The 25225-nt window shown below is 70.8% G+C and carries 22 protein-coding genes and 2 pseudogenes; 6 read left to right on the forward strand and 18 right to left on the reverse strand.

All coding sequences use genetic code 11. The annotated features are described in order from the left end of the window. Positions 1-5 precede the first annotated feature (5 nt). The 13 genes and pseudogenes from OIE69_RS42170 to OIE69_RS42230 form a co-directional block, all read right to left on the reverse strand. Positions 6-884 (reverse strand): universal stress protein, encoded by an 879-nt coding sequence (locus tag OIE69_RS42170; RefSeq protein ID WP_326580772.1) that lies wholly within the window; start codon positions 882-884, stop codon positions 6-8. Between the two features lie 60 nt (positions 885-944). Continuing rightward, positions 945-1835, reverse strand: coding sequence for a universal stress protein (locus OIE69_RS42175; protein WP_326580773.1), 891 nt, complete (start codon positions 1833-1835; stop codon positions 945-947). Positions 1836-1853: 18 nt separating this feature from the next. Next, the gene (locus tag OIE69_RS42180; protein ID WP_018557445.1) at positions 1854-2324 is read right to left on the reverse strand and encodes an Hsp20/alpha crystallin family protein; all 471 of its coding nucleotides are present in this window, start codon (positions 2322-2324) and stop codon (positions 1854-1856) included. 135 nt (positions 2325-2459) lie between these two features. Continuing rightward, the gene (locus tag OIE69_RS42185; RefSeq protein ID WP_326581570.1) at positions 2460-3947 is read right to left on the reverse strand and encodes a bifunctional aminoglycoside phosphotransferase/ATP-binding protein; all 1488 of its coding nucleotides are present in this window, start codon (positions 3945-3947) and stop codon (positions 2460-2462) included. A 103-nt stretch (positions 3948-4050) separates the two neighbouring features. Continuing rightward, entirely contained in the window at positions 4051-4929 is an 879-nt protein-coding gene (locus OIE69_RS42190; RefSeq protein WP_326580774.1) for a universal stress protein, read from the reverse strand. Positions 4930-5115: 186 nt separating this feature from the next. Further along, on the reverse strand, positions 5116-6102 hold the full coding sequence (locus OIE69_RS42195) for an Acg family FMN-binding oxidoreductase (RefSeq protein WP_326580775.1): 987 nt from the start codon (positions 6100-6102) through the stop codon (positions 5116-5118). Between the two features lie 59 nt (positions 6103-6161). Then, positions 6162-6407: an acyl carrier protein gene (locus tag OIE69_RS42200; RefSeq protein ID WP_326580776.1), complete on the reverse strand. Its 246-nt coding sequence runs from the start codon at positions 6405-6407 to the stop codon at positions 6162-6164. Next, complete coding sequence (locus tag OIE69_RS42205; RefSeq protein ID WP_326580777.1) at positions 6404-7741, reverse strand: 2-oxo acid dehydrogenase subunit E2; 1338 nt, start codon at positions 7739-7741, stop codon at positions 6404-6406. Before OIE69_RS42205 ends, OIE69_RS42200 begins: the two co-directional genes overlap by 4 nt. Position 7742: 1 nt before the next feature. Then, positions 7743-8735: an alpha-ketoacid dehydrogenase subunit beta gene (locus OIE69_RS42210; RefSeq protein ID WP_326580778.1), complete on the reverse strand. Its 993-nt coding sequence runs from the start codon at positions 8733-8735 to the stop codon at positions 7743-7745. After that, complete coding sequence (pdhA, locus tag OIE69_RS42215) at positions 8732-9766, reverse strand: pyruvate dehydrogenase (acetyl-transferring) E1 component subunit alpha (protein ID WP_326580779.1); 1035 nt, start codon at positions 9764-9766, stop codon at positions 8732-8734. Before pdhA ends, OIE69_RS42210 begins: the two co-directional genes overlap by 4 nt. Beyond that, a complete protein-coding gene (gene acsA, locus OIE69_RS42220; RefSeq protein ID WP_326580780.1) occupies positions 9763-11559 on the reverse strand; it encodes an acetate--CoA ligase in 1797 nt (598 codons plus the stop codon). The genes pdhA and acsA overlap by 4 nt, the downstream gene beginning before the upstream one ends. Before the next feature lie 86 nt (positions 11560-11645). Next, positions 11646-11849, reverse strand: a pseudogene (locus tag OIE69_RS42225) (DUF1918 domain-containing protein); the annotation flags it as partial. Positions 11850-11891: 42 nt separating this feature from the next. After that, positions 11892-12248 carry a DUF5335 family protein gene (locus OIE69_RS42230; RefSeq protein ID WP_326580781.1) on the reverse strand — a complete coding sequence of 119 codons (357 nt, stop codon included), beginning with the start codon at positions 12246-12248 and terminating at the stop codon, positions 11892-11894. A gap of 327 nt (positions 12249-12575) precedes the next feature. Between OIE69_RS42230 and OIE69_RS42235 the strand changes: the two genes are divergently transcribed. From OIE69_RS42235 to OIE69_RS42245, 3 genes are all read left to right on the forward strand, one after another. Continuing rightward, positions 12576-13910, forward strand: a complete 1335-nt coding sequence (locus tag OIE69_RS42235) for a nicotinate phosphoribosyltransferase (protein ID WP_326580782.1) — start codon at positions 12576-12578, stop codon at positions 13908-13910. An 817-nt stretch (positions 13911-14727) separates the two neighbouring features. Then, positions 14728-16242 carry a DUF1254 domain-containing protein gene (locus tag OIE69_RS42240; protein WP_326580783.1) on the forward strand — a complete coding sequence of 505 codons (1515 nt, stop codon included), beginning with the start codon at positions 14728-14730 and terminating at the stop codon, positions 16240-16242. Between the two features lie 219 nt (positions 16243-16461). Beyond that, positions 16462-16878, forward strand: a complete 417-nt coding sequence (locus OIE69_RS42245; protein ID WP_326580784.1) for a CBS domain-containing protein — start codon at positions 16462-16464, stop codon at positions 16876-16878. A 566-nt stretch (positions 16879-17444) separates the two neighbouring features. Here OIE69_RS42245 and OIE69_RS42250 read toward each other — a convergent pair. The 4 genes from OIE69_RS42250 to OIE69_RS42265 form a co-directional block, all read right to left on the reverse strand. After that, positions 17445-18353 carry a universal stress protein gene (locus OIE69_RS42250; RefSeq protein ID WP_326580786.1) on the reverse strand — a complete coding sequence of 303 codons (909 nt, stop codon included), beginning with the start codon at positions 18351-18353 and terminating at the stop codon, positions 17445-17447. A gap of 1047 nt (positions 18354-19400) precedes the next feature. After that, positions 19401-20393 (reverse strand): lysylphosphatidylglycerol synthase transmembrane domain-containing protein, encoded by a 993-nt coding sequence (locus OIE69_RS42255; protein ID WP_326580787.1) that lies wholly within the window; start codon positions 20391-20393, stop codon positions 19401-19403. A gap of 1278 nt (positions 20394-21671) precedes the next feature. Then, positions 21672-22118 (reverse strand): cupin domain-containing protein, encoded by a 447-nt coding sequence (locus OIE69_RS42260; RefSeq protein WP_326580788.1) that lies wholly within the window; start codon positions 22116-22118, stop codon positions 21672-21674. 923 nt (positions 22119-23041) lie between these two features. After that, the gene (locus tag OIE69_RS42265; RefSeq protein WP_326580789.1) at positions 23042-23368 is read right to left on the reverse strand and encodes a hypothetical protein; all 327 of its coding nucleotides are present in this window, start codon (positions 23366-23368) and stop codon (positions 23042-23044) included. A 203-nt stretch (positions 23369-23571) separates the two neighbouring features. Between OIE69_RS42265 and OIE69_RS44880 the strand changes: the two genes are divergently transcribed. Further along, the gene (locus OIE69_RS44880; protein WP_392567637.1) at positions 23572-23862 is read left to right on the forward strand and encodes an anti-sigma factor; all 291 of its coding nucleotides are present in this window, start codon (positions 23572-23574) and stop codon (positions 23860-23862) included. 92 nt (positions 23863-23954) lie between these two features. After that, complete coding sequence (locus OIE69_RS44885) at positions 23955-24377, forward strand: DUF6479 family protein (protein ID WP_392567638.1); 423 nt, start codon at positions 23955-23957, stop codon at positions 24375-24377. A gap of 136 nt (positions 24378-24513) precedes the next feature. On the opposite strand, the pseudogene OIE69_RS42270 reads toward OIE69_RS44885, so the two are convergent. Further along, positions 24514-24729 (reverse strand): annotated as a pseudogene (locus tag OIE69_RS42270) (DUF5914 domain-containing protein); the annotation flags it as partial. 68 nt (positions 24730-24797) lie between these two features. On the opposite strand from OIE69_RS42270, the gene OIE69_RS42275 reads away from it, so the two are divergent. Beyond that, positions 24798-25115, forward strand: a complete 318-nt coding sequence (locus tag OIE69_RS42275; RefSeq protein WP_326578341.1) for a helix-turn-helix domain-containing protein — start codon at positions 24798-24800, stop codon at positions 25113-25115. The last annotated feature ends 110 nt before the right edge of the window (positions 25116-25225 follow it).

Raw genomic sequence — 25225 nt, forward strand, 5'->3', positions numbered from 1 at the left:
GCGTGTCACCCGCGTGGCACCAGGGCCACAGGACACGCCGCGTGTTCCAGTACCGCCTGGGCGACCCGCCCCACCGGGGCCGAGAGGAGCCCGGTGGCATCACGGCTTCCGAGCACCACCAGATCGACGTGCGCGGACTGAGCGACCAGTGCGCCTGCAGCCGACGGGACCCGTACCACCTCCTCCGCGACCCTCACGTTCGGATACTCCTCACGCACGGCGGCCACGAGGGGTGCGGTGTGGTCGGCCTGCCGCTCGGCCACGGCCCGGACGGAAGCGACCATGGGTGCCATGCTCTCCAGATGGTGCGTCAGGGTCCATGCACCGAGCACCCTCAACGCGGCATCCCGTCGCTGTGCGTACAGGGCTGCGAAGCGGACCGGAAGGATGTCGCGGGCGTCACGGGCACCGACCAGGACCGTTACCGCTGGTGTCCTCGGCTCCCCGCGCACCACCACCACCGGTCCGGTGGCCCACCTGGTCACCTGGCGTCCGACCGACCCGAGCAGCAGTGACGAGAAACCGCCGAGTCCTCGGGAGCCCACGACGACGGTTCCCCTCGCCCCCGCCGCTTCGACCAGGCTCTCCGCCGGATCGCCGCGGCTTGTGGACGTCGTCACCTGCAGTCCCGGAAAGCGGCCGGTCGCCTTTCGGGCGGCCCTGTCCGCCCTGTCCGCCGCTGTGTCCAGGATGGGCCGTATGACGTCCTCCGTGAGTTCGTCGGGAAGCAGATCGACGTGCGTCGCGCAAAGGATCTGCAGGGGTCGGCCACGCGCGGTGGCCTCCTCGGCCGCCCACAGCACCGCGCGGGTGGAGACGTCGGAGCCGTCGGTGCCGACGACGACCGGGCCGTCGGGAACGGGCGGCCGGGAGTGCTCGTCCATGGGGATCTCCTGTCCGTGCCGGGGGCCGGCGGTCCGGGCGGGCGACGGACGCGCCCGGGTCTAGGCAGCCGCCGTGCCCGACGGCGGGACGGTGATGACGGGGCAACGCGCGTGATGGAGCACACCCTGGCTCACCGACCCCAGCAGCAGGCCGCTGAAGCCGCCCTGCCCCCGCGTTCCCACGACGAGCGCGCACGCCCGCTCGGACGCCTGGGTCAACACCGCCACCGGGTGACCCCGTACGACCTCCTGAGTGAGGTCCACCTCGGGGTAGGCGGCGCGGTGCCCCGCCACCGACTCGGACAGCAGGCGGCGGCACTCCCGCTCGGCGGCGCCCTCGTCCAGAACGCCCAGCAACGGCGGGTGCCACACGTACAGGGCGCGCAAGGCCGCTCCATGAAGCGCGGCCTCCTGGAAGGCCAGGCCGACGGCCGCGGCGGAACGCGGATGTCCGTCGACACCCACCACGAGGTATCGGGACCGCTCGTCGGTCTCCTCCGGTTCGGGGACCACGACGACGGGACACGGGGCGTGAGCGATGACCGGAAGCGCCACTGAGGCAGAAGTGAACAACTCCTGTACGGCGCCGAGGCGCCACGACCCAAGGACCACCATGGCGGCCCCCGGCGCCATCTCCCGTACGACCCAGGCTGGATGACCTTCCACCAGTTGCGTGCTGACCGCCACGCGGGGCTGCCGGGACCCGACGTACGCCACCGCTCGCTCGAGCAGCCGCTCGCCCTCCACGTGCAGGGCCGCGTTCCAGCGCTCCCAGGAAGGCAGGACTTCCCCCGAGGTGTAGCCGGCCGTGGGCACTCCCTGGGCGTAGACCAGGGTGAGCGGCAGATTCCTCAGTGCCGCCTCGTCCGCGGCCCAGGTCAGTGCGTTGCGTCTCGCCGGATCCGGGTCGACACCGACGACGATGGGCCGGGGTCCCCATGTGCCGGACATGGTGCGGTCGGCTGCCCGTCAGCTCTCGGTGATCCGGACGTGCCGGGGCTTCGCGCTCTGGGCCTTGGGAACGGTGACGGTCAGGACGCCGTCCGACAACTGGGCCTTGACCTCCTCGGCGTTGACGCCGGTGGGCAGCAGGGCGCGGTACTCGAAGTGTCCCGACCGCCGGGTGCTGCGGCGCAGGACGCCTTCGCGTTCGCGTTCCTTGTACTCGCCGGTGATGCGCAGGTGCTGGTCGTCCACCTCGACGTCGATGTCCTCGCACTTGATGCCGGGCAGCTCGGCCTCGATCACATAGGCGTCGTCGGTCTCGTGCATGTCCGCCAGGGGCGACCAGGCGCCCGCGGGTGTCGCGGCGGCCGAGGCCAGCAGATCGTTCATACGGCCGAAGAGCTCGTCGAACTCGGACGCCATCGGCTCGCCCCAGCCGAGGGCGGGAAACCCTTCCATGAGCCGGCCGGGCCGGCGGTGGGCGGGCAGGGTCATCGCGGTTCACCTCCGCGATTGGACGGTAATGGTCTTGTTTCCATAGTGCGCCCGGCCCGTCGGGCGGAGCCAGTCGAGCGTGGTCCGCCGGGACGAGGCGCGACCCGCCACGGGCGGGGCAGCCCGGTGTCCCGCTCAGCCGGGTTCCATGTACGGGCGGCGGAAGGGCGGGGCCTGGGCCGTGCCCGAGGGGCGCAGTGCGCCAAGTGCCTTGGCCACCGCGGATTCGAGAGATCCGCTGGTGTCGACCGCGACGGCCTCCTCCCAGGGCGGTTCCGCGGCTGCCAGCGCCCGGGCAATGGCCGGGCCGGCGTCCGATGCGCCGGGGCCGCGGGCACGCAACCGGGCCGCGGACAACTCATCCGGAACGGCACAGTGCAGGGCGACCAGGTCGGCGCACGCGTGTTCGGCCATGCGCTGCGCCGCTTCGCGTTGTCCTGGATCGGACCAGGTGGCGTCCAGGACCACGGACTCGCCGCGGGACAGGAGGGCGGACGCGCGGTCGAGGAGCCGGTCGTACGTCCTGCGGGTCCACTCCGGGGTGTAGAGGCCCTGGAGGTAGTCGGCGGACGCGGACTCCTCCACGGGAATGCCGGCCAGTTCCTTGCGGAGGCGGTCGCTGCTGAGCAGCGTGAGACCGAGCCGGTCGGCCAGTGCTCCGGCGAGAGTCGACTTGCCGCTTCCGGGCAGGCCGCCGACGACGGTGAGGCCGACAGCGGAGGTCCGCAGGTGGCGCAGTGTCGCCGTGAGCAGGCGCCGGTACGCGGCGGCGCCTTCGGGCGCGCCCTGCGTCGCCTGGACCAGGGAGACCTTGGCGCGGACGAAGGCGCGGTAGGCGACGTAGTGGTGCCACAGGGAGCGGGGTGCGGGGTCTCCCGAGTACTCGCTGTAGCGGCTGAGGAAGAACGAGGCGGCCTCCGGGGCGCCGAGCTGTTCCAGGTCCATGGCGAGGAACGCGGCGTCGTCGAGGCCGTCGACGAAGCGCAGGTGGTCGTCGAACTCGAGGCAGTCGAGGATGCGGGGACCGTCGTCGAGGCAGAAGACGTCGTCGGCGAGCAGGTCGCCGTGGCCGTCGACGACGCGGCCCTGCTCGATGCGGGCGTCGAACAGCGGTGCCCGGCCTCCGAGATAGCGCCCGACGAGTCGCTCGGCCTCATCGAGGTCGTCGCTGACGCCGTCGTCGAAGCGACGGTCGCGGGCCATGTCCCGTACCTGCGCGAAGCTCGCCGACCAGCGCCCGGCCAGCGCGTCCCGGGTGCCCTGTTCGTCGACCTCGCCACTGCGAGGCGCGTCGGCGTGCCGTGCGGCGAGTTGCCGCGCGACGGCGCGCAGGACGTCGTCGACGGCGACTCCGTCGCGGACGAGCCGGGACAGGCGCCGGTCCGCGGGCAGCCGCCGCATCACGACCACGGGCTCCGGCGCGTCCGTGTCCGGGCTGCGCAGCTCTCCCACGCCCAGGTAGACGTCCGGCGCGAAGCGCCGGTTGAGCGTGACCTCGCGCTCGCAGGCGGCGCGGCGGGCCGCAACGGAGGTGTAGTTCAGGAACGTCAGGTCGACGGGCTTCTTGACCTTGTAGGCGTGGTCGCCGAGGAAGATCAGCACCGCGGTGTGGGTCTCGCAGATCTCGGCGCGCGGAAGCGAGGGCCAGGCCGTTCCGGGGTCGCGTCCGGGTGGCGCGACGGACGCATCGGCCTGCGGCGGTGGCGCCGTCACACCCCGGCCCTGCTCAGTCATGGGCGACGACCGCCACCGGGCAGCGTGCGTGGTGCACGGCGGCCGACGCCACCCCGCCCAGGTGCGGCGCGAGGGCGGGCCGGTGCTCGCGCCGGCCGACGACCAGCAGCGCGGCGTCGGCCGCCGCGCCGAGGACGGCCCTGGCCGGGCTCTCCAGACGCACGGAGTCGGCCGCGATCACCTGCGGGAACTTCTCCCGCCACGGACGGAGCACCTGGAGCAGATCCGTGTGCGCTTCCTTGCGGATCCTTTCGGTGAGATCGTGGTCCACACCCCAGGGGACGTGCGCGTGCAGAGGCAGGCTTCGGCCGTGGACCGCGCGAAGCGGCGCGCCCAGCGCCGCAGCGCTGGTGAAGGCGAACTCCAGCAGGTCGTCGCAGGGGCCGTGAAGTTTCAGGGCGACGACCACCACTCCTCCCAGGTCGCTTGAGATGGGCTCCCGTTCGGTGCCGGGGCTTCCCGCGCGTACCAGGACGACAGGGCACGCGGCACGGGAGACGACGGGCATGCCGATGTCGCCGAGGAAGTAGCTGGCGACCGGCTCCAGGCCCCGGGAGCCGAGGACGACCATCTCGGACTCCGACGCCGCCTGGAGCAGGGCGTGCTCGGCGTCGTCGGCGACCAGGTTGCCGACGATCGTCAGACCCGGATGACGGGCCTGCAACTCTGCGCGCGCGTTGTGGACCAGCCGTTTCGCCCAGTAGTTCTGGTCGACTTCCGCCGGCAGACGCGTCGGTTCCGGCGCGAGCATGGGCCAGGCGTGCAGCAGCCGCAGAGTGAGCCTGCGCCGTTCGGCTTCCCCGGCCGCCCACCGAGCGGCGGCGAGGCTCTCGGGCGAGCCGTCGAGACCCACCGTGACGACCGGATCCATCGTGCCGCCTCCGTTCCTTGGGTACCCCGCGTCATGCCCCGGGGGCGCTTGCGGACGGGATTGACGTCCGCTTCTCCACCTGGCGCCGGACCGTGCCGTGCCACCTTCGAGGACTACCGCATGGCCCCGCCCGGCGCACCCCGGACAGGACCGGCGGAGCGCCGGCCCCGCGTGGGCGCGGTCGGCTCACCCGATGTCGAGGACATCCGCCACGGGCCTGCGTGGCGTGGCGGCACCCCGGGGTCCGTACCCCAGGCGCAGCACCATCTGGGGGTGACCGACCGGTGCCTCCGGGTCGCGTACCGCCCAGCGCAGGTCGGACCATTCGAGTGCCTCGGAGGTGAGCGCGGTGGACAGGCCGCCAAGGGTGGCCGTGAGCAGCACGCGTTCCATCGCCTGTCCCGCGCGCAGCCAGTCCGCCGGTCGATCACCTGTGGTGCAGAGCACCGCGAGATGCGGCGTCTCCTCGAAGGCCACCGCCTCGCGCCCGGTGACTGGCCGCCTCCCGGCGAAGTCGCGGACCGGGGCGTGTCCGCGACGCTCGCCGGGGCCGAACGCGTACTCGGGAACGCCGTCGGTGGCCGTCTGCGCCTCGGTGCCCCTGCGGGTCCAGTGTTCGAGTTCCTTCAAACGCCCGGGGTCGGTCGCGTCCCGCCCTTCCGCGTCGTGGACCAGTTCGAGCAGCTCCCGTGCGTGCCAGTCTCCGGGGAAGACGAGCCGTGCGTCTTCCCGGCGGGCCGCGTCCTGCAGCGTTGCGCGGACGGCCGGTGGGACCTCCCTGGCCTCGAACGGGGAGCGGCTGGTGTGCCGGCGCCGTACCGCCGGATACAACCGCGCGAGCGCGGAGTCCGGGTGTTCCCTGCCGGCCAGGCGTACCGCCGCGAGGAGTCCCGGGTCTCGGGGGTCGGGAAGCAGGGTGACGACAGCTTCCCAGCCGGCGTCGGCGGCTGCGGTCCGCAGGTTGCACAGGGCGGCCCCGCACCCCAGGTGGAGCCCGCGGTCGTCGGGGTCGGCGAGTGGCATCCGCCGCGCGGGGTCGGCACGTACGTGCAGCGCGCCTTCCGCCCTCAGGAGGCGGAACCTCCAAGGCTGTGCGTTGTGCATGGACGGGGCCGCGATGGCGGCCTCCACGAGGGCCGACGCGATCCTCGTGTCGATTGCGTGCCCGGGCACCTGACCATCTCCTTCCGCTGCCTCCCCGGCCAAGCCCGCGGGTCGACGCCGCCGGGACGTCACGCCGTGTGCGCGACGAGGAAGTCGGCGCTGTCCGAGAGCGTGGTGAGCGCGGCATAGTCGTCCTCGTCGATGTCGACGCCGGTCCGCTCCACGAGGGTCTCGACGAACCCGAGGAAGTCCAGGGAGTCGAGTTCCAGGATCTCCCGGAAGCTGTCGTCCGGTCCGAGGTCGGTGAAATCTGCGTCCGGCACGATCCGGGCGATGGACTCCTTGACGGTGGCCATGGCTTCGGTTCGGTTCACAGTTCCTCCGGTCGTTGCAGCAGCCGGTCCACCGTCGTCAGGTAGCGGCCCCCGATGGCTCCGTCGGTGGCCCGGTGGTCGGCCGAGAGGGTGGCCGTCACGGCAGGCCGGACGCCGATGAGCCCGTCAATGGCGCAGGGTCGCTCGACGACCGCTCCAAAACCCACCAGGGCCACTTGTGGCGGATAGATCACTCCGAAGACGGACTCCACCCCTTGATCGCCTAGGTTGGTGACGGTGATGGTCGCCCCGGTGGTTTCCGATGCCCGCAGTCTTCCGGCGCGCGCCCGGTCCACCAGGTCCTTGAGCGCGGCCATGAGGTCGCGCAGGGGCAGGGTGTCGGCGTCGTGCAGTGCGGGCGCCAACAAGCCGCCGCCGCGCAGCGATATCGCCACTCCGAGGTGGACACCGGAACCAGGGACGAAGCCGCCCTCATGCCAGAAGCCGTTGAGTTCCGGGACCCGCCGGGCGGCAGTGGCCGCCGCCTTCAGCAGCAGTGCCGCCGGCACCAGTCGCCCGGAGACGGGTCCACCGCGGTTCTGCTCGCGCATCCAGCCCAGGGCATCGGCGAGGTCGATGGTGGTGGACAGGTAATAGTGCGGGATCTCCCGCTTGGAGCGGGCCATGAGGTCACCCGTGGTTCGGCGCATGGCCGCTGGATGCTCCCGCCGTCGCCGGGCCCGGTTCGTGTCGGGCTGCGGTGCCGCGGATCCGGCTGCCTTGCGGACGTCCGAAGCGCGCACCACACCGTTCCTGCCGGTTCCGGGGACGTCTTCGAGACGTACCTTGAGTTCCTCGGCGAGGCGGCGGGCCAGCGGGGAGGCGTGCACCCGGGGTGCGGGGGCCGGAGCCGGGGCCGCGTGCTCGACGTCGGCCTTGGTGACGCGGCCACCCGGTCCGCTGCCGTGGAGACGAGCCAGGTCCAGGCCCCTTTCGTGGGCGAGCGCGCGGACCAGGGGGGTGGCCACGGGTCGGCCGGCAACGTCCGGTCCCTTCGGAGGAGTCTGCGGTACGGTGCGGTCGGCGGGAGCCTGTTCGGCACGAGGCGGGTGTGACGGCCGGGCGGATCGCGGTTGCCGCGCCGTCCGTTGTCGCGGCCGGTCGGCGCCGATGACCGCCAGAGCCGTACCGACGGGAACCGTCGTTCCGGGTTCGACGAGGAGACGTTCGACGGTCCCCGAGTCGAAACACTCCGCCTCGATGGTGGACTTCGCGGTCTCGATCACCGCCACGACGTCACCCCGGTCGACATGCTGACCCGGTCGTACGAGCCACTCCTGCACCAGGCCCTCGTCCATGTCGGCGCCCAGTGACGGCATCGTGAATTCGGGCATGTCAGCCGACCACCCGGTGTGCCGCGGCGACGATGTCGCCGACCTGGGGCAGCGCCGCCTCTTCCAGCCGTCGCGCGTAGGGCATGGGCACCTCCGCGCTGCACACGCGCTCCACCGGCGCGTCGAGTTCGTAGAAGACCTGTTCGGTGAGGCGCGCGGAGATCTCGGCGGCGAGGCTTCCGCTGCGCCAGCCTTCGTCGACGACGACCGCCCGATGGGTCCTGGAGACGGAACCGGTGAGGGTGGTGTCGTCCAGGGGACGGAGGGTGCGAAGGTCCACCACTTCGGCGCTGATGCCTTCGCCGGCCAGTTCGTCCGCCGCGGCGAGGGCCTTCGGCAGCGACCCACCGTAGGCGATGACGGACAGATCGTCGCCCCTGCGCCGGATGGCGGCGTCGTCCAGCCCTGCCGCAGCGGAGTCCGGACGGAGTTCGCCGGAGGCGTTGTACAGGGAGCCATGCTCGAAGATCAGCACCGGGTCGGGGTCCGCGAGTGCCGGGGCCAGCATGCCGCGCGCGTCTTCCAAGGTGGCGGGGGCGAGCACGCGGATGCCGGGGATGTGGGCGTACCACCCTTCGAGACTGTGTGAGTGCTGGGCGGCCAGCTGTCGTCCGGCCCCGGTGGTCATGCGGATGACCAGGGGCACGGAGAACTGCCCGCCGGACATGTGCAGCATGGTGGCGGCGGTGTTGAGGATCTGGTCCAGGGCGAGCAGGCTGAAGTTGACGGTCATGATCTCCACGATCGGCCGCATGCCGGCCAGGGCCGCGCCGATGCCCGCACCCACGAAAGCGGACTCCGACAGGGGGGTGTCGCGGACCCGCTCCGGCCCGAACTCCTCCAGCAGACCAAGGCTCACGCCGAAGCAGCCTCCGTACCGGCCCACGTCCTCACCCATCAGGAAGACGCGGTCGTCCTCGCGCAGCGCCTGTCGCAGTCCTTCGCGCAGGGCCTCGCGGTACGTGGTCTTCGTACCGTTCCCGGGGTCGCTCACGGCTCGCTCGCCTCCCCGGTCTCCTGGGGCGGGCTCGTCACCTGGCGCAAGAGTGCTTCGACCGGTTCGGCCGGAGCCCGCTCGGCGGCGTCGACTGCTGCGTCGATCTCCTCGCTGATCCGCTGCTCGATACCGGGGAGTTCCCTGTCGACGGGCTCACCCGCGGCGCGCATCCGCCCGAGAAGGAGGTCGATCGGATCGCGTTCCTTCCACCGCTCGATCTCGGCCTTGTCACGGTAGCGGTCGGGGTCGTACATGGAGTGGGCGCGGAAACGGTAGGTGCGCAACTCGAGGAAGTGGGGCCCGCTGCCCGCCCGGATGCCCTCGACCGCCCGGCGGGTCGCGCTCGCGACGGCATGGACGTCCATGCCGTCCACCGCCCACGCGGCCATGCCGTAGGAGGCGGCGCGCATCGCCAGATCCGTCTGGGCGTGCTCTCTGCGCAGAGCCGTGCCCATGGCGTACTGGTTGTTCTCGCACACCAGCAGCAAGGGCAGGTCCCACAGCGCCGCGAGGTTGGCGGTCTCGTGGAACTCGCCCTCGGCCATGGCCCCGTCACCGAAGAAGCAGCACGTCACCTGGGGCCGGTCGCACATGCGGTCGGCGAGTGCGAGGCCCGCGGCCAAGGGCAGGCCGCCCCCGACGATGGCGTTGCCCCCGTAGAACCGGTGGGCCGCGTCGAACAGGTGCATGGAGCCGCCGTGGCCCCGACTGCAACCGGTCACCTTGCCGTACATCTCCGCCATGACCGACTCCGCCGGGATCCCGCGCGCCAGGGCGTGCCCGTGCTCGCGGTAGGTGGACACCACGGCGTCCTCGGCCGTCAGGGCGGCGCAGACGCCGACGGCCACGGCTTCCTCCCCGATGTACAGGTGGACGAAGCCGCGGATCTTCGCCGCGCTGTACAGCTCCACACAGCGCTCCTCGAAGCGGCGGATGCGCAGCATCACGGTCAGCGCGTCACGGTCGGGTGTGCTCTTGGGCGCGGCCTTGCGGGGATGCGTCCGCGGGGGGCGCGCGGCGGCGGTCACGATGATCCCTCCAGTGTCGAGGTGTCCCCCTCGGGCAGTCCCAGTTCGCGGGCCCGCAGCAGGCGGCGCATGACCTTGCCGCTGCGGGTCTTGGGAAGGTCCTGGTCGAACGTGATCTCGCGGGGGGCCACGGCCGGGCCCAGCCGACGCCGGGAGAAGGCCACCAGTTCCTGCCGCAGGGCCTCGTCCGGCCGGTGGCCGGGCCGCAGGGAGACGAATGCCTTCACGACTGCCCCGGCCACCGCGTCGGGCCGGCCGATGACGCCGGCCTCCGCGACCGCCGGGTGCTCCATGAGCACGCTCTCCACCTCGAACGGCCCGATGAGATGACCGGCCGACTTGATCATGTCGTCGGCGCGTCCGACGAACCAGTACCAGCCGTCGGCGTCCTGCCGCGCCACGTCACCGGTCAGGTACCAGCCGTCGGCGAAGGCGGCGTCATAGCGTGCCTTGTCGTGCAGGTAGCCCCGGAACATCGAAGGCCAGCCCGGCCGCAGGGCGAGTTCCCCCTCCGTCCCCGGTTCGCGTACGACGGTGACGCGGCCGTCGGTCAGCCGGGCCCGGCCGTCCTCGCCGCGTTCCAGGACCGCCGCCTCGATGCCCGGCAGCGGGCGGCCCATCGAACCGGGGCGGATCTCGGTGCCCGCGAAGTTGGCGATCATGATGGCTCCGGTCTCGGTCTGCCACCAGTTGTCGTGGATCGGCAGACCGAGCGCCTCCTGGCCCCAGAGCACCGCTTCGGGATTGAGGGGCTCCCCGACCGAGGCGATGAACCGCAAAGCGGACAGGTCGTATGCGTGGGTCATCTCCTCGGCGCCGTGCAGCGACGTGCCCCGCATGAGCATCCGCACCGCAGTGGGGGCGGTGTACCACACCGTCACCCTTTCATCCGCGAGGATCCGGAACCAGCGCCGCGCGTCGTAGTCACCCTCGTCGACCACCACGGGCAGCCCGTGGACGAGGGGGGCGATGCAGCCGTAGGACATGCCGGTGACCCAGCCCGGGTCGGCGGTGCACCAGTACACGTCCTCCGGATGGAGGTCCAGGGCGTAGAACGCGGAGACGTGGTGGGCGACGACGGCCTCGTGCACGTGGACCGCCCCCTTGGGCGTGCCCGTGGTGCCGCTCGTGAAGTGGAGCAGGGCCATGTCCTGCGGATCCGTGGGCGGAATGGTGAAGTCGTCCGGGGCGGCGGCCATGAGGTGTTCGAACGATTCGGTTCCGGGCAGCGGCTGCGCCGGGGGTGGCCCTGTCAGCAGTACGTGTTCCAGACCGGGTAGTTCGGCGCGCCGGCCGGCGACCTTGCGGCGGTAGAGCGCTTCTGTGGTGATCAGGACTCGCGCGTCGCCGAGCCGCAGCCGATGGGCCACCGGATCGGGGCCGAAGGCGGAGAAGAGCGGACACAGCACGCTGGTGTTCTTCAGGGTGCCGAGCACGGTGACGTAGAGCTCGGGGCAGCGGCCGAGCAGAGTGAAGACGCGGTCACCTCGTCCTGTGCCCAAGGCCCGCAGGACGTGGGCGAACCGCGAGGAGGCGCAGGCGAGTTCAGCGTACGAAACGGACGTCGTGGTGCCGTCGCGTGTCACGCAGCGCAGCGCGGTCCGCCCGCCGTAGCTTCCTCCCGCGTGCCGGTCCACGGCCTCATGGGCGATGTTCAGGCCGCGGCCGTCCGGCAGACCCGCCAGGGCGGTGCGCGCCCGCCGCCACGAGAAGTCCCGGCAGCCCTGATCGTAGTCGACCAGATTGGGCGTCACGCGCGGGTGCGGTTCCTTGCGGATCGTCTCCCATGCCACAGGACACTCCCTCCATGGCCTGGCTGCGAGGATCAGGCCCTCGCAGTCCGGCCGTCATGGGCCGGTCCGCCCGTGCGCTCTCACGTCGTGTCCGGGGACCGCTGTTCGAGATGGTGGACGTGGGCGTCGGGTCCCGGGAAGACAAGAGACGTCCGGTCCGTGTCCGACCAGCGGACGTCATAGGGCGGCGTTCCGTCGTCGTGGTGCAGTCCGACGATTTCCCCTTCGCGGCGGGTGGCCCCGGTGCTCGGGCTCTCCACGATGAGTTGGTCGCCGAGGTGGGCGCGCATCGTCATCTCCCCTGCTGCGTGGTGTGATGTCCGACCCGGCCGTCAGACCCCGCGGGGCCGTGCCGGGTAAAAGGTGATCAAGGTGGGGGTGCCGTCCTCCGCGACGATCCGGACAGCCGCCTCGGGCACGTCCATGGTGGCGATGTCGATCTCCTGGGGACGCACGATCATGTGACGGAGGACAACGGGGTACCGCGGAGGCCGGCCGCCGACCGCGGCGATCACGGCGTCGTCCTTGGGGTCGTAGTCGAGGTAGGAGAAGGGCAGCCGCTCGGCCTCGTGCTGGGGGCCGAGCAACGGGTCCAGCACTTCTACGGTCACAAGGTCCCCGTCGTGACGAGCGGTTACGCCCTCGAGCACCATCTTCCAGTCGCTGCGGTCGAGTGTTTCGCTGTCCATGATCGCCATCCAGAGAGCCGGCCCTCGCCGTCGGGGCGGGAGCGCCGCCGGGTTCGTCGCCGCCGCTCGGCACGCGGGGGCGGGCCGTCACGACGATCACACGCATCGCCTACCACCATGGTGCTACGCGGACGACGGACGCACCCTCCGAGGAGACGCGGATGGGCCGATCGGCCCGGAAACCTGCCCGCTCGGCACTGCCGCCCGTCCGGTGCCCCGCGTTGCACTGGGAGACGCGCCCCGGCCCCGCGTCGGCGAATCGTGCGCCCGGCATCCGTACGAGGCCGGCGAGGCCGGGCGCCCCGGACCTCCGAGGAGGCGGCAGAGATGTCCCGAGCGCTCATCACGGACCTCTACGAGGTGACGATGGCCTTGTCCTACGTCCACGAGGGCATGACGGCGCCCGCGACCTTCAGCCTGTTCGTCCGGGACCTTCCTCCCGAGCGGGGCTTCCTGGTCGCCGCCGGGCTGGACGCGGTGCTCGACCACCTGTCCCGGTTCCGGGTGCGTCCTGAGGACGTCGCGGCTTTCGCCGATCTGCTGCACCGGCCGTGCGGCGACCTCACCCCCCTGCAGGGTACCGGCTTCGACGGCGAGGTCCGCGCCGTACCGGAAGGCCGGATCGTCCTGGGCGGAGAACCCCTGCTGGAGGCGACCGCGCCTCTGCCGCAGGCCCAGCTCGTCGAGAGCTACGTCCTCAACCAGATCAGCCACCAGACCGCGATCGCCTCCAAAGCGGCCCGGTGCGTACTCGCGGCCGACGGACACCCGGTCGTCGACTTCTCCTTGCGGCGCACCCAAGGCATCGAGGCAGCCATGAAAGCGGCTCGGCTGGGCGCGATGGTCGGCTTCACCGCTACGAGCAACGTGGCCGCCGCAGACGCGTACGGGCTGACCGCCACCGGAACGATGGCCCACTCCTACATCGAAGCCTTCCGCGACGAGGAAACGGCCTTCCGCGCGTTCGCCGCGACCCACCCGGGACCCGTGACCTTCCTCGTCGACACCTACGACACCGTGGCGGGAACGGTCACCGCGGCGCGTGTCCTGAAGGAACTGGGCCCGCCCCCGGGTTGCGCGATCCGACTGGACAGCGGTGATCTGGCGGCCCTCGCCGTGATCACCCGCCGTGTCCTCGACGAGTCCGGCCTTCCCGACGTGCGCATCGTCGCCAGCGGAGGCCTGGACGAGTACCGCATCGAGGAGCTGGTACGCGCCGGTGCACCCATCGACACCTACGCCGTCGGTACGCGCGTGGGAGCGTCGGCCGATGCTCCGTACCTGGACTCGGCGTACAAACTGGTCACCTACGACGGCCGGCCCGTGATGAAACTGTCCACGGCCAAGGTGACCGCTCCGGGACCCAAGCAGGTCATCCGGCATCCGGGTTGCGCCGATGTGATCGCGCTGAGGGACGAAGAGGTCCCGCCGGGCGCCGAGCCGCTGCTGATCACCGTCATGTCGCACGGCCGGCGGACCTCGAAGCCGGAACCCCTGGCCTGGGCACACGCCCGGTTCGCGGCCGACCTCGCGGCGCTGCCCCACAACGCCCGAAGGATCCACGGCCCCGTCGCGCCGCGGGTCACCCGCTCGCCGGCCCTGGAAGAGCTCACGCGACGCGTTCGGCGCCGGATCGAGGACGACGTACTGGCCACCACATAGCGGCCGGACGACGCGCGGTTCGGGGCCGGGACGGCCCGCATGATGTCATGATGTCAGGAGGCGGGGATGCCTAGGGCCCGGATCGCCGTGTCGTCCTGGCCGCCACTGGGTGCTCGGCGGCCGGCCTTTGCAGGAAGCCGTCGAGTGGCAGTGCGGCGTGGGCGGTCGCGAGGTCGCTCCTTTCCTGCTCCGACAGGCCCATCGGGACGAACGGGGCGAGGCTCCCTGTCCTCGTGGAGCACGCCCAGCACGCCGTACCGGGCGCCGACGAGGTCCATGACGGTGGACACGACCAGCTTGAGCACGGCGGACAACCCCACTTCCGGGCCAAGACGGCCTCGTGGAGCTCATCCTGGGCTCGAGCCAGTGCCTTGAGGTGGTCGGCGATCCGCTTCAGCCCGCTCCCCGGAAGCAGCAGCGGCACCGGCGGCGGCCATGGCAACGCGCACATCGGTGCACTTCGCACCCGGCCGACGTGACGCCCGCAGACCTGACGGGAAGGCCGGTTGGCTCACTTCCGTGTGTGCCGCCGGTCCACCCCGATCGTCGTGGGAGGTTTGGACCCGGACGCGAACCCGGACGTGAGGGGGAGGCTGCTTGGACCGCTCGAGCATGCAACCGGAAGGTCAGCCCTTCGCAGCGCGACACATAACGTGTGTGCCAGGTCGGCCCGGCACCGGTGCGCACGCCACGCCGGCGCGTGCGAACATCGTCATCCCTGCATTGGCCCGCTGAAGCGGAGGCACGCAACATGGAAATGAGCCACGAATCGGAGCGCCCTTCCTCAGAGAGGGCCTTTCAGTGAAGTGATGTGGACATGGTGGCAACGACGAAGATGCGACATCGGCGCGGCTTGGCCGAGGACGTGGCAGAAGCCGCGGCAACGGCAGTACGCACCACCGGGCATGCGGTTCTTCACCCCAAGGCGACCATCCAAAGGGTGCGCCGGCTGTCGGACATGATTCCTACGCTGCGGCAGGCGGTGGGACCTCTCGTGACCGGGAACGTCGGGGACTGGCACAGCGAATACGCCTACACGCTCGGTGAGCAGGCATTCGTCTACGGTTTCCCGTACATGTACAACGCTCAACTCCGATACGACTGGGTGACGCAACCGCGGAATCCCGCCACGGTGCCGTATGCGCCTGTCAACCATTTCTGGCACGCCGAACGTCTCCTGGATGCCACCTATCGCGACGGTGGGTGCCCCAACAACGACACGTTGTATTCGGTGGCGTGGGTCGACCTCCGCGAGGGGCCGGTCGTCCTCTCCCATCCCGAGATGGGCGACCGGTACTTCACCTTCGAACTGATCGGGATCACGTCGGACAACTTCGACTACGTCGGACAGCGCACCACCGGCCCGGCCGCCGGGCACTTCGCTCTCGTCGGCCCCGACTGGACGGGAGACCTGCCGCCGGATGTCCGTCCACTGGAGAAGGCGCCCAGTCCCTGGGTGCTCGTCCTCGGCCGGACTCTCGTGGACGGGGTGCGGGACGTCCCCACCGTGCGCGAACTGCAGGATCGCTACAGGCTCACGCCGCTCGCGCTGTTCGGTGAATCCGAGCCACACGTCCCAGAGAGCCGTGACGTCCTCAAGCCGGTCACCGCCAAGGAGGATCCGCTCGGACCCTGGAAGACCCTGAACGCGATGTTGGCAGAGAATCCTCCGCCGGCCCACCACGAGGTCCTTCTCAAACAGTTCGCCCAGATCGGTGTGGGACCCGGTCTCGACATCGAGGCGCAGCCCGATGCGGTCAAGCGCAGCCTCGTCAGGGCGGCCGCGGTCGGCCTGCCCATGCTCAAGCAGCAGACCCTGAGCGGTGACTGGGCACACCTGGTCCACGGCTGGCGCTACCCGCCTCCGCAGATGGGACGCTTCGGCGACGACTTCCTCAAACGTGCCGCAGACCAGTCCCTGCTCGGGGTGACGGCGAACGATCCCGCAGAGGCGGTGTACTTGACGAACTTCCAAGACGCCGACGGCAACAGACTGAGCGCCGGCGGCCGCTACGAACTGCACTTCGACGCGGACACCATGCCTCCAGCCGAGGCGTTCTGGTCGCTGAGCGCCTACGGCGACGACATGAACCTCATTCCGAATGAGGCCGGCCGCTACTCCGTCGGCGACCGGACCCACGGCCTCACACGGGATGCCGAGGGCGGGCTGACCATCCACCTGCAGGATCGGTCTCCCGGGAGTGACAAGGAGGCCAACTGGCTGCCCACCTCCAGGTACGGCCCCTGGTTCGTCGTGCTACGGATGTACCGGCCGCGTCCCGAGGTGCTCGATGCCACTTGGGAATGCCCTCCGCTGATCCGCGTGGGGTGAGGCGACCGGCCGATCGGCTCCGTCGCAGGGCGCGGACCCGGCTCCCCGTCACATAGGCCACGGATGACCTGAATGAGGGGTGGCGCGACGTTGGACGCAGTGGCCCGTTTGGCCCTATTGGCAACGAGTGCGCGCGTATCAGGCTGGTCGTATCGATCCGGCAGTGAGGGCAAGGCCCCATCGGGGGTCCGCCCCTGAGACAACGCGACGGAGGCAGCGATGACCACTGCGCGGGACATCATGCACGTGGGCGCCGAATGCGTCCAGGAAACCGAGACACTGGACGCAGCGGCGCGTCGGATGCGCGAGCTGGACATCGGCGCGCTGCCGATCTGCGGCCCGGACGACCGGCTCCACGGGATCATCACCGACCGGGACATCGTCGTGAAGTGCCTGGCAAGGGGCAAGGATCCCAAGCACATGACCGCGGGCGAGCTGGCCCAGGGGAAGCCCGTCACGATCGACGCCGACGCGGCGGTGGACAAGGTCCTGCACATCATGGAGGATCACCGGATCCGAAGGCTGCCCGTCATCGCGGAGCACCGGCTCGTCGGCATGATCAGCGAAGCCGATCTCTCCAGGCGGCTGCCCGAGGACAAGGTCGGCCACCTCGTCGAGGCCGTCTGCGCGCCCTGAGGCGGAGTCGTACGGGCGATCGAACGACGGCCGCCAACGGCTCGCGCGCGACCGCACCACACCGAGAGCGCGACGTCCCGGCGCGGCGTCCTCGGGCGCCCTCAAACGCTCGTCGAGTGGCGGTCCGCGGTCACGGGCCGATCGGGTTCCCGTCAACCGTCGGTGGCCGCACCTCGGCTCGTGCAGCGCAGCGACACGCCTGCGCCCCTCACGACGCAGGCGCTGCCGGTGTGCGAAACCAGTTCGGCCGCGGTTCCCGCCGTGGCACGTCGTGACGACGCACAGGCTCGTTCTGCCGCGGTTTCCCCACGCGCACGTGCCGCACCTCCTCCTCCGTGAGGGAGATGTGCCCGGGCCGAGGGCCGACCCGCGGGAGTGGCTCGGAAGCCGGGCGTACCTCGGTGCGTGCGACCGCTCGACGTCAGGGCCGTGGGGCATCGTCGAGCCACAGGCGCGCCTGTTCCGTTGCGGGGAACCGCTTCGCACTGGTCCACCGGCGAACGTGGACTTGCCTCGTGGCGCGTGACGGCGAGGCATCTGATCCCCGGGGGCTCTTGACCGATAGGTCAGGCGCTCGCGTCCCCGGCGTGGGGGTGCGGGACGATGACAACGGGGCACTGCGCGTGGTGCATGAGTCCCTGGCTGACCGAGCCGAGCAGCAAACCGGAGAATCCGCCCAGGCCACGACTGCCCACCACGAGCGCCAGCGCCCGCTGGGCGGTGTCACCGAGTACCTGTACCGGGTGCCCGGGGATCACCTCGTGCCGGAACTCGACTTGCGGGTACTTCTCCTGCCAGCCGGCCGTCGACTCCGCCAGCGTCCGTCGGACCTCGTCCTCTGTTTCGTCCCCCGTCGCCACCGAAGGGAAGTCGCGCGGACGGGGTGGCTGCCAGGTGGCGACCGCGAGCAGGCGGGCGTCGTGGAAGGCGGCCTCCTCGAAGGCGAACTGCACCGCCTCCGCCGACAGCGCCGAACCATCGACGCCCACCACGACTTCCGGCGGAACGTGGATCACATGCTCGGTTTCCCGTACCACGGCGACCGGGCACGGTGCGTGCCTGACCAAGGGCATGCCCACCGACTCACGACTGAACAGGTCCCGGACGATGCCGCGGTGCCGGGAGCCGAGCACCACCATGGCACTGCCCGGTGCCCGCGCGCGCAGAACGTCCAACGGAGAGCCATCGGCAAGTTCGGCGACCACAGTGAGTCCCGGGTGCCGCTCAACGGCGAAGTCCCGTGCCTCCTCCAGCACCGGGGCATGCGTGGCACGTACCACCGGCCCCCACGACGTCCACAACGTGGTCAGCTCGGCAGAGCCGCCGTGCAGGCCGGGCGCGTCGACGGCGAGCACTATGTGCAGCGGCAGTCGCCGAAGCGCCGCCTCATCCGCGGCCCAGGCCAGGGCCGGCCTGGAGGCGGGCGTGGTGTCCACCCCGACGACGACCGCGCCGTGCTCATGTGACGTGCTCATGCTTTCCTTCCCTTCCGAGCTCGATGCACCTCGTCGGGGCATGAGCCCACGCGGTCAGCCGTCGCGAAGCTGCGGCATCCGCAGCCGGGCCGCTCGCGTCCTCGACTGCGGTCGGCGCCGCCCCATCGCGTCCTGATGCTCCTGCTGGCCGAGGAAGCCGATTGTCCGGCTGGCGACGCGCAGTTCCTCGGCCTCCCCCCGCGGGAGGGGGACCGGAGCCGCTGCGGGACTCCCCACCAGCGTCTCTCCCGGCTCCGCCGGCAGGGCACGGGCCGAAAGGCCCGGACTCCAGGGCCGGACAGCCCCGGCCTGTGCAATGACCCCTGCGCCGTGCGCTGGTGCCGCAGGCACCGCGCACCGTTCCGCCGGAACCCCGCTTCGGTGGCGTCGGGCTCTCCCCGAACCCGGACCGGACATACCCCGCGGGAGGCCCGACCGCCGCGTCGCGGACAACGCCCGCAGCAGCGCATCGCAGGACGCCGATCGAGCTCAGGGAGGGTGGGATGTCCTCGGCGCTCGGCCCCCGTCACGCGATGGGTGATTCATACGCGGACACGGCGTCGTACGCGCCGCCGATGGGCCGGTGTCACGCCTGGACGAGGCCACTTCCGAGGAGGCGGCCGGGCCGTTGGTGTACGGGCGGAGTCATCGCGGTTCATACCTCCGTGAACGACACCGTTCAGGTGATTTCCATGCTGCGCGTTCCCACCCCGTCAGGCGAATCGGGATCCATGGGGCCGCACCCCGAACCCGCAACCGCAAGTCCCGGCGCACCCGTGAAGTGCTCCGCCACGCCCCCGCAGACCCAGATCGCTCGCCATGGTGCGATGACGAGCAGCCCTGTGCCGCCGGGCCGGGAAGTCTGTTCGCTGCCGAAGAGGGAGAAGACGGCAGCGAGCGGCGCAGGCGTTCACCGCCACCCGGGTGGGGCACGGGTGCGTCTCCTCTCCACAGGACAGCGACGCTGCCCTGGCGGACGAAGCGGCACGCGGCGCTCGTCTGGCCCACGACCTTCTGCTCTCGCAACAGCTGTAGAACGTTTCCCGCTCAGCGGGGGCGGGTGCCGGTGGAACGTTCACGGTCCGCGCCGCGCTGGGCGGTGACCGCCGCCCAGCAGGTCCATCCGATCGGCTGGAGTGCCCAGTAGCTGATGACGCGGTACAGGAGGGTTGCGGCGATGGCCGAGCCGGAGTCCAGACCGTAGAGGACGAGCAACGCGGACAGGCTCGCCTCGAGGACGCCCAGACTGCCCGGGGTCAGCCGCAGGCCCCCCGGGAGCTGGGCCAGTCCGTAGGCCAGGAGCAGTCCGTGCCAGGGCACAGTGATGCCCAGTGCCCACATGCAGCAGACCAGGCACCCGGCATCCATGAGCCAGTTCATGAGGGCCAGGAAGGCGGGCCACAGCCAAGGGCGCAGGCCGGGCTGGAGGCTCCTGGCCTGTTCCACTACGGCCGCCAGCGCATGCTGCCCGCGATGCACGAGTGACGAGCGCCGGCCTGCGGAGACCCAGGTGCGCCTCACAGCGACTCGGAAGCCCGAGGACCGGGACAGGACCACGATCGCCGCCACAGCGGCCGTCGCCGCAAGGAGAACGCCTGTGACGGGCCGTACCGGCGCAGCTGTCCCGACGGCGCCGAAGCCGACCGTACCGGCGGCGACGAGCAGCGTCAGCCCGACGGCCGACAGCACACCGCCGGCAACCAGCACGGCAACGGCCAGGGCCGGGGGAACGCCCCGGCGGCTGAACTGCCGGTACATCCAAGCGCCGGCGAAGGCGGCTCCACCGGGTAGGACACCCGCCACGGCGTTGCCCGCGATCGTGATCACGGCCATGCGACTCAGTCCCCAGCGCACTCCGCCGCCGGCCAGCAGCCGACGGGGAACGGCGGCGAAGCACAGCAGCGAGAGCGCCTCGCAGGCCACCGCGGCGGTCAGTGCCGGTCCGCGGACGTGGGAGATGAGGCTGTAGGCCTGCGCCACCTCCCGCCGGTGCGAGCCGGCCAGGAGGGCCACCCCGCCCACGATGACGGCAGCCCCCACCCACCGGGCCCATCCGGGCCATCTGGCACCTGGCCTCCGCCCTCCAGCAAGCCGGGCCTTCTCGGGTTCGGACCCCGCCGTGGAGCCTTCATGTGCGCACAAAGGCCAGGATGCCCCACGCCGTCCGTGGATGCCGAGAGGTCGTTCGGCGCGGTGCGCCGGGAATGCGCGGCCGTGTGCGGGCTCTCCCGTGCCCCGGACCCGTGGGTGTGGCAGTTTCCCGACTGGCGGGCCGACGGCTGGTCTGCTGCGCTGAAGAAGGACCGGAATGAGGAGGTGAGCGCCCGTGCGGAGCACTCCGGACCGCTCCGGCCCCGAAGACCGGTCCATCCAGCTGACGCATTCAGTCGCCGGCGACACCGGGCACTGTGGGGTCCCAAGCTCCCCCCGACAGCACTGCGTTCGGGCGAACCGCAGAGCTGATATGCGCCACGACGTGCTCGCGCAGACCACGTATGCCGCGCAAGGAGCGACTCGGCCGCCGGGTCGGCGGAGATGCCCGTCACGGCCACCGCCGCTGATCGGGCGTCTCTGTTCTGCCTGCTCGGTCCCCTTTGACGCGGGGACCGGGGGTGGGTCGGTGCCGTCGGCCGCGTGGTCATGCGCACGGACGATGGCGGAGTCCACCGAGACGTCCCAGCCGCTCTCCCCGGCTCCGTCGGCCGACACAACGCGCCGTTCACACACGGTCTTCCACGGCCCGAATCGTTCCGGCCAGTTACGTCAGTTCCGTACCCCGGTCCGATCCCGATGCAGGATTCGGGCGATCACCTGCGGTGATCCGCCACCGACCACGCCAATGTCTTTGACCGGCAGGCACGGCCGCAGCCGTTCCCACTCCGCGTCTGCCAGATCACCCTGCCTCATGACTGCATCAACCATTCGGACGCCGAGTAGTTCCGGTCCGCACCGGCACCGGTCGCGACGGGCACGTCAAATGACCACGGCGCGTACCGCCCGGGTCCCGGCTTCCGGCGCGTCCCCTCAAACGCTGTTCACCGAGATCAACGCGCGGATCGGGCAGCCGCGTCGTCGTGCTCGCCTCTTTCCTCAGTGGTGCTGGCAACCGCGCTTCGGCCAGACCCACGTTGTCCTCCGCCACTCTTGCCGAGGAGCTGGCCGCCGCAGGCCGGACGCCCGCCTGTGCGTCCTGCCAGGAAGGTCCGCAGGCCATCGCCGTACGTCGCGAAGGGACCGGCCCAGGAGGTCGTGGTCCTGGAGACCGGGGAACTCCTCCGCTGTCGTCACCCGGGTGCTGGACGCCGCCGTTGTCGGGCGTCAGCCTGCGGAGGGACGAGGCGCGCGCAGGTGAGCCCGTTCCTTCAATTCCTCCTCGTCGACCACAGTGAGCATCGGCTGACCCGGCGCGCACACCATGACCACCAGGAACTTGGTCGGTCCGTCCGACAGGGCGTTACCGTCCTGGTAGTGGATGATGTCTCCGCCTGGCTCCCAGAAGGTCTCGCCAGCCTTGATCACACGTTCCGGCTCGCCCTCGAGTTCAAACCGGAGCGCGCCCTCCATCACGTAGCCGAATGAGGGCCCCGAGTGGCGGTGCGGGGGGAGCCCGGGGTGACCGGGAGGCCAGTCGACGAGAATGGTCATTCCCGAAGCGCCTTCGGGGAAGAAGGGAGGAGTGACTTCCTGCAGCAACTTGACTTCAGGCGGCAGCGAGACCTCGTGATCCCCGGCAAGGCTCGCGTGCACTGGGTTCTTCTCGGACATGTACGACACCTCCGTACGCCTGCCCGGAGTGGACGATCTCGCGTCGGCCACCGCACATCGGTGTGCGCCCCATCCCCCGGCGCCGACCGCTTCGCCGGTTCCGGACTCTGACAACTTGCTTCACGCTCGCCAAGCCCCCGGCCGCATCCGTGACACGCGTGCGCCCCTCCCGAGACCACCCTCCCTCTTGCGGGCGGCGGCCACAATCCGGGGAACCGGCGACATCGGAACGCGTGTGCACAATGTCATCGTGCCCCTCTCCGGGATCGGTGAAGGCTCTACGGGTTGGTTCCGGCACGGCAGCTCCGTGACGGCGGCGATGGCCGGGGGCAACCGCCGGCCTCGTTTCTTGATCCGGACATCCGCCGGCCAGGGACGGTTGCACCAGATCCGAAAGACGGCGCGACTGGGGGAGTGGCCTACCCGGATCCCTCAGGCCCGAGTGTCCGCTGGCGCGGGAGGCCGCTACCGCTCCCGGCACGGTGCGCCGGGCCCCCGGAGATCCTTACCCCGCGCCGTGCGCATGCCGCGGGCCGGGGCCCTGGTGGATCCGCGGGCCAGGCCATCGCAGCCTGTGCCTGTACGTGCCACCCCCGACTACCGCGCACCCCTGGCAGGGGGTAGACAGCGCGCGGATGTCCCGCCGTGTCGGTGTTGCGCCCCCCGGACGTGGTAGCGCCGGACCCACGGTGCCGCGGGTCATCCACGACGGCGCTTGCGTCAGGCCACTCCGAACAAGTGGCCGAGTTGGGTGACCAGTGATGCGGTTGCGCTGCCGGCGACGGCGACGGCGACGGCGATGGCCGCTGGTTCGGCCGAGGTGCGCATGTGCAGCCAGGTGCGCCGCAGGAGGCCGGCGTCAGGCTCCCTGTCTTCCTCCTGTGCGGCTGTGAGTTCTCCTTCGATGACCTCGGCGTCGGCGATCAGCGGCTCACTGGAGGACGCGCCTGTGCCGCGGTGCGCAGTGCACTCAGGAGGTCGGCGACGACCTCCCTGGCCTTGCCGGCGCTTGCCGGGTTTATAGGGCTGTTGAACTGGTGGTTGCCGTCGCCTTGTTGCACGTTCCCACCAGAGATCTCCTGGCGGTCTATGTTCCAGGTGCTCATCGACTCGAGCCTTCCATTGGCCTGGTGGGTGATCTGCCCGTGCGGGAGGACGTTCATGGTCATGTGGCCGGTGAAGATCTGTGCGGAGGTGTCGTCGTGCTGCGCGGCCATGCGGGCCTCGTCCTTGACTTCGGTGGTGGTCACCTCGCCGACGCTGAGGAGCAGTTCGTGCAGCGTCAGGCCCCAACGGGCGGTCCGAGGTCTGAGGACGCCCAGCACGGATTCGGCGATCTGCTGAAGGGAAACCCGCGCATCGGAAGCCGGCAGGTTCGCCAGCGCGTACGTGAGTTCGTAGACGGCGTGCCGCTCAAGGGCCTGGATGTAGCTGGCCGTGCCGTACGTCGGTCGTGACCTCTCCGGGGCAAGAGCAGGCTGGCTTTCTCTACGACCGCATGCCGGACCTGTCCGGTGGACAGGTCTACCAGCTGTGGTATTCAGTGGGCGGCACCATGATCTCCGCAGGCCTTTGCGCTCAGCCCGGACGTGCCTTCCCGACCGGCGGTGCAACGTCGGCCTGCTCGATGACCAGAAGTCGATCACTCGGCTGGGGACGCCCCTCGTGTCCGCCCCGAGGTCGGCCACAGGTCATGACCATTGCTCTGTGCTCTGCATCCGCTGACCGCAACCAGCCGGAATGATGAGTGTCCGCAATCGGTGGATATTGGCCCTGTGAAGATCTCGACCATCCGCCCGTTCTTGTGCGTGTCAGGACCAGAGGAGCGTGTCTGTTATGGCAGCAACCGAACTGATCCAGCTGGCTGTGCCTCACGGCTACATTGTCGGCATCGCGCCGCTGGTCGTGGGAATTTTCCTCGTCGGCATTCTGGTCGGGGCGGTGTCCCTCGGAGTGTGGGCCCGCAGCAAGGAACCTCCGCCGCAGCAAGAGCCCCAGCCCCGCTGCGGAGCTTGGCACACGCGGCAGGAACACGGCCAGCCCTGCCCCCCGGACCATGGACCCGGGCACCAAGACGGAGAGCGGCACCGGGTGACCGAGTGGCGAGAACCGGATGAATGGCCAAGCGACGGAGTCCGACTCCTGCCTCACTCCTTGAAAGGTTTCGGCAACTGGGGCTCTCACGGTGTCAGTGCCTCCGCCCCCGATGGGAAGCCCAGCGACAACAACGGCACAAGGCAAGGCTCTGTGCGGAAATGATGCCGCACGTATTGCCGGCCGGCGGCAGGAGGGGCACGTCGGTAGACGAAGAATCCTCCATGCGCCCAGGCCGTCGCCGAGCCTGCGGGCGTGGCCAACACCAGGCCCCCGGGGCACCGCCTGCGGCACTGCGCGGCTAACGGCCTCGGGTCCGTAGCTGCCAGCGGCGTTCGGCATACGCCAGATCGTCCCGCCACAAGCGAGCGGCGGCCGCTCGTACCAGCGGCCGCAACACCGGGGTGATGGCGCGGGCCACGGCGAAGCCGCGACGGTCGGAGGTAGCGACGACAGCCTCGATGACTGCTGTGCGCGGGCGTCCGTGAACATCCGCTCCCACAGGGGTGGCGTGTGTCGCGCGTCAGACTTTGTGGCAGGGCTCGTTTCTTGTGGGTCCTGTCCCGTGAGGGAGTCTGATCGATCATGGTGAGACCGCCGGCGGTGCCGCCGGAGGAGAAGGTCCGGATCGTGCTGTCGATCCTGGCCGGTGAGATGACCGTTGCCGAGGCCGCGCGGCGGGCGAAGGTGTCCGAGCAGTCGGTCGGGAACTGGAAGCGCCAGTTCCTGGAGTCCGGCCGGGCCGGGCTGGCGGCGGGGAGGTCCGGCCCGAGCAGCCGTGAACAGCAGCTCGAGGCCCAAGTCGCCGACTTGACGCAGGCGCTGGGCGAGGCCGCGGTCGAGTTGCGGGTGTGGAAGAAGTCCGCGGAGGGCCGGCCGGGCCCTTCGAGGACCTCGAGGTGATCCGCGTCGATGCGGGCATGCCGACCGCGAGGTTCTGCCGTCTGATCGGCGTGCCCGAGCGGACCTGGCGCCGCCATCAGGCCCGTGCCCGCCGCGATGCCGAGCCGCGG

It is taken from the genome of Actinacidiphila glaucinigra (assembly GCF_035918135.1).
GTDB classification, from domain to species: Bacteria; Actinomycetota; Actinomycetes; order Streptomycetales; family Streptomycetaceae; genus Actinacidiphila; species Actinacidiphila glaucinigra.

What these genes read in the sequence shown, in the direction of transcription:
- OIE69_RS42240 (WP_326580783.1), top strand. Translation starts at nt 14,728, where the DNA reads ATGGTGGCAACGACGAAGATGCGACATCGGCGCGGCTTGGCCGAGGAC.
- OIE69_RS42205 (WP_326580777.1), bottom strand. Translation starts at nt 7,741, where the DNA reads ATGCCCGAATTCACGATGCCGTCACTGGGCGCCGACATGGACGAGGGC.
- OIE69_RS42230 (WP_326580781.1), bottom strand. Translation starts at nt 12,248, where the DNA reads ATGGACAGCGAAACACTCGACCGCAGCGACTGGAAGATGGTGCTCGAG.
- OIE69_RS42250 (WP_326580786.1), bottom strand. Translation starts at nt 18,353, where the DNA reads ATGAGCACGTCACATGAGCACGGCGCGGTCGTCGTCGGGGTGGACACC.
- OIE69_RS42190 (WP_326580774.1), bottom strand. Translation starts at nt 4,929, where the DNA reads ATGGATCCGGTCGTCACGGTGGGTCTCGACGGCTCGCCCGAGAGCCTC.
- OIE69_RS44885 (WP_392567638.1), top strand. Translation starts at nt 23,955, where the DNA reads ATGGCAGCAACCGAACTGATCCAGCTGGCTGTGCCTCACGGCTACATT.
- OIE69_RS42260 (WP_326580788.1), bottom strand. Translation starts at nt 22,118, where the DNA reads ATGTCCGAGAAGAACCCAGTGCACGCGAGCCTTGCCGGGGATCACGAG.
- OIE69_RS42175 (WP_326580773.1), bottom strand. Translation starts at nt 1,835, where the DNA reads ATGTCCGGCACATGGGGACCCCGGCCCATCGTCGTCGGTGTCGACCCG.
- OIE69_RS42245 (WP_326580784.1), top strand. Translation starts at nt 16,462, where the DNA reads ATGACCACTGCGCGGGACATCATGCACGTGGGCGCCGAATGCGTCCAG.
- OIE69_RS42275 (WP_326578341.1), top strand. Translation starts at nt 24,798, where the DNA reads ATGGTGAGACCGCCGGCGGTGCCGCCGGAGGAGAAGGTCCGGATCGTG.
- OIE69_RS42235 (WP_326580782.1), top strand. Translation starts at nt 12,576, where the DNA reads ATGTCCCGAGCGCTCATCACGGACCTCTACGAGGTGACGATGGCCTTG.
- OIE69_RS42180 (WP_018557445.1), bottom strand. Translation starts at nt 2,324, where the DNA reads ATGACCCTGCCCGCCCACCGCCGGCCCGGCCGGCTCATGGAAGGGTTT.
- OIE69_RS42170 (WP_326580772.1), bottom strand. Translation starts at nt 884, where the DNA reads ATGGACGAGCACTCCCGGCCGCCCGTTCCCGACGGCCCGGTCGTCGTC.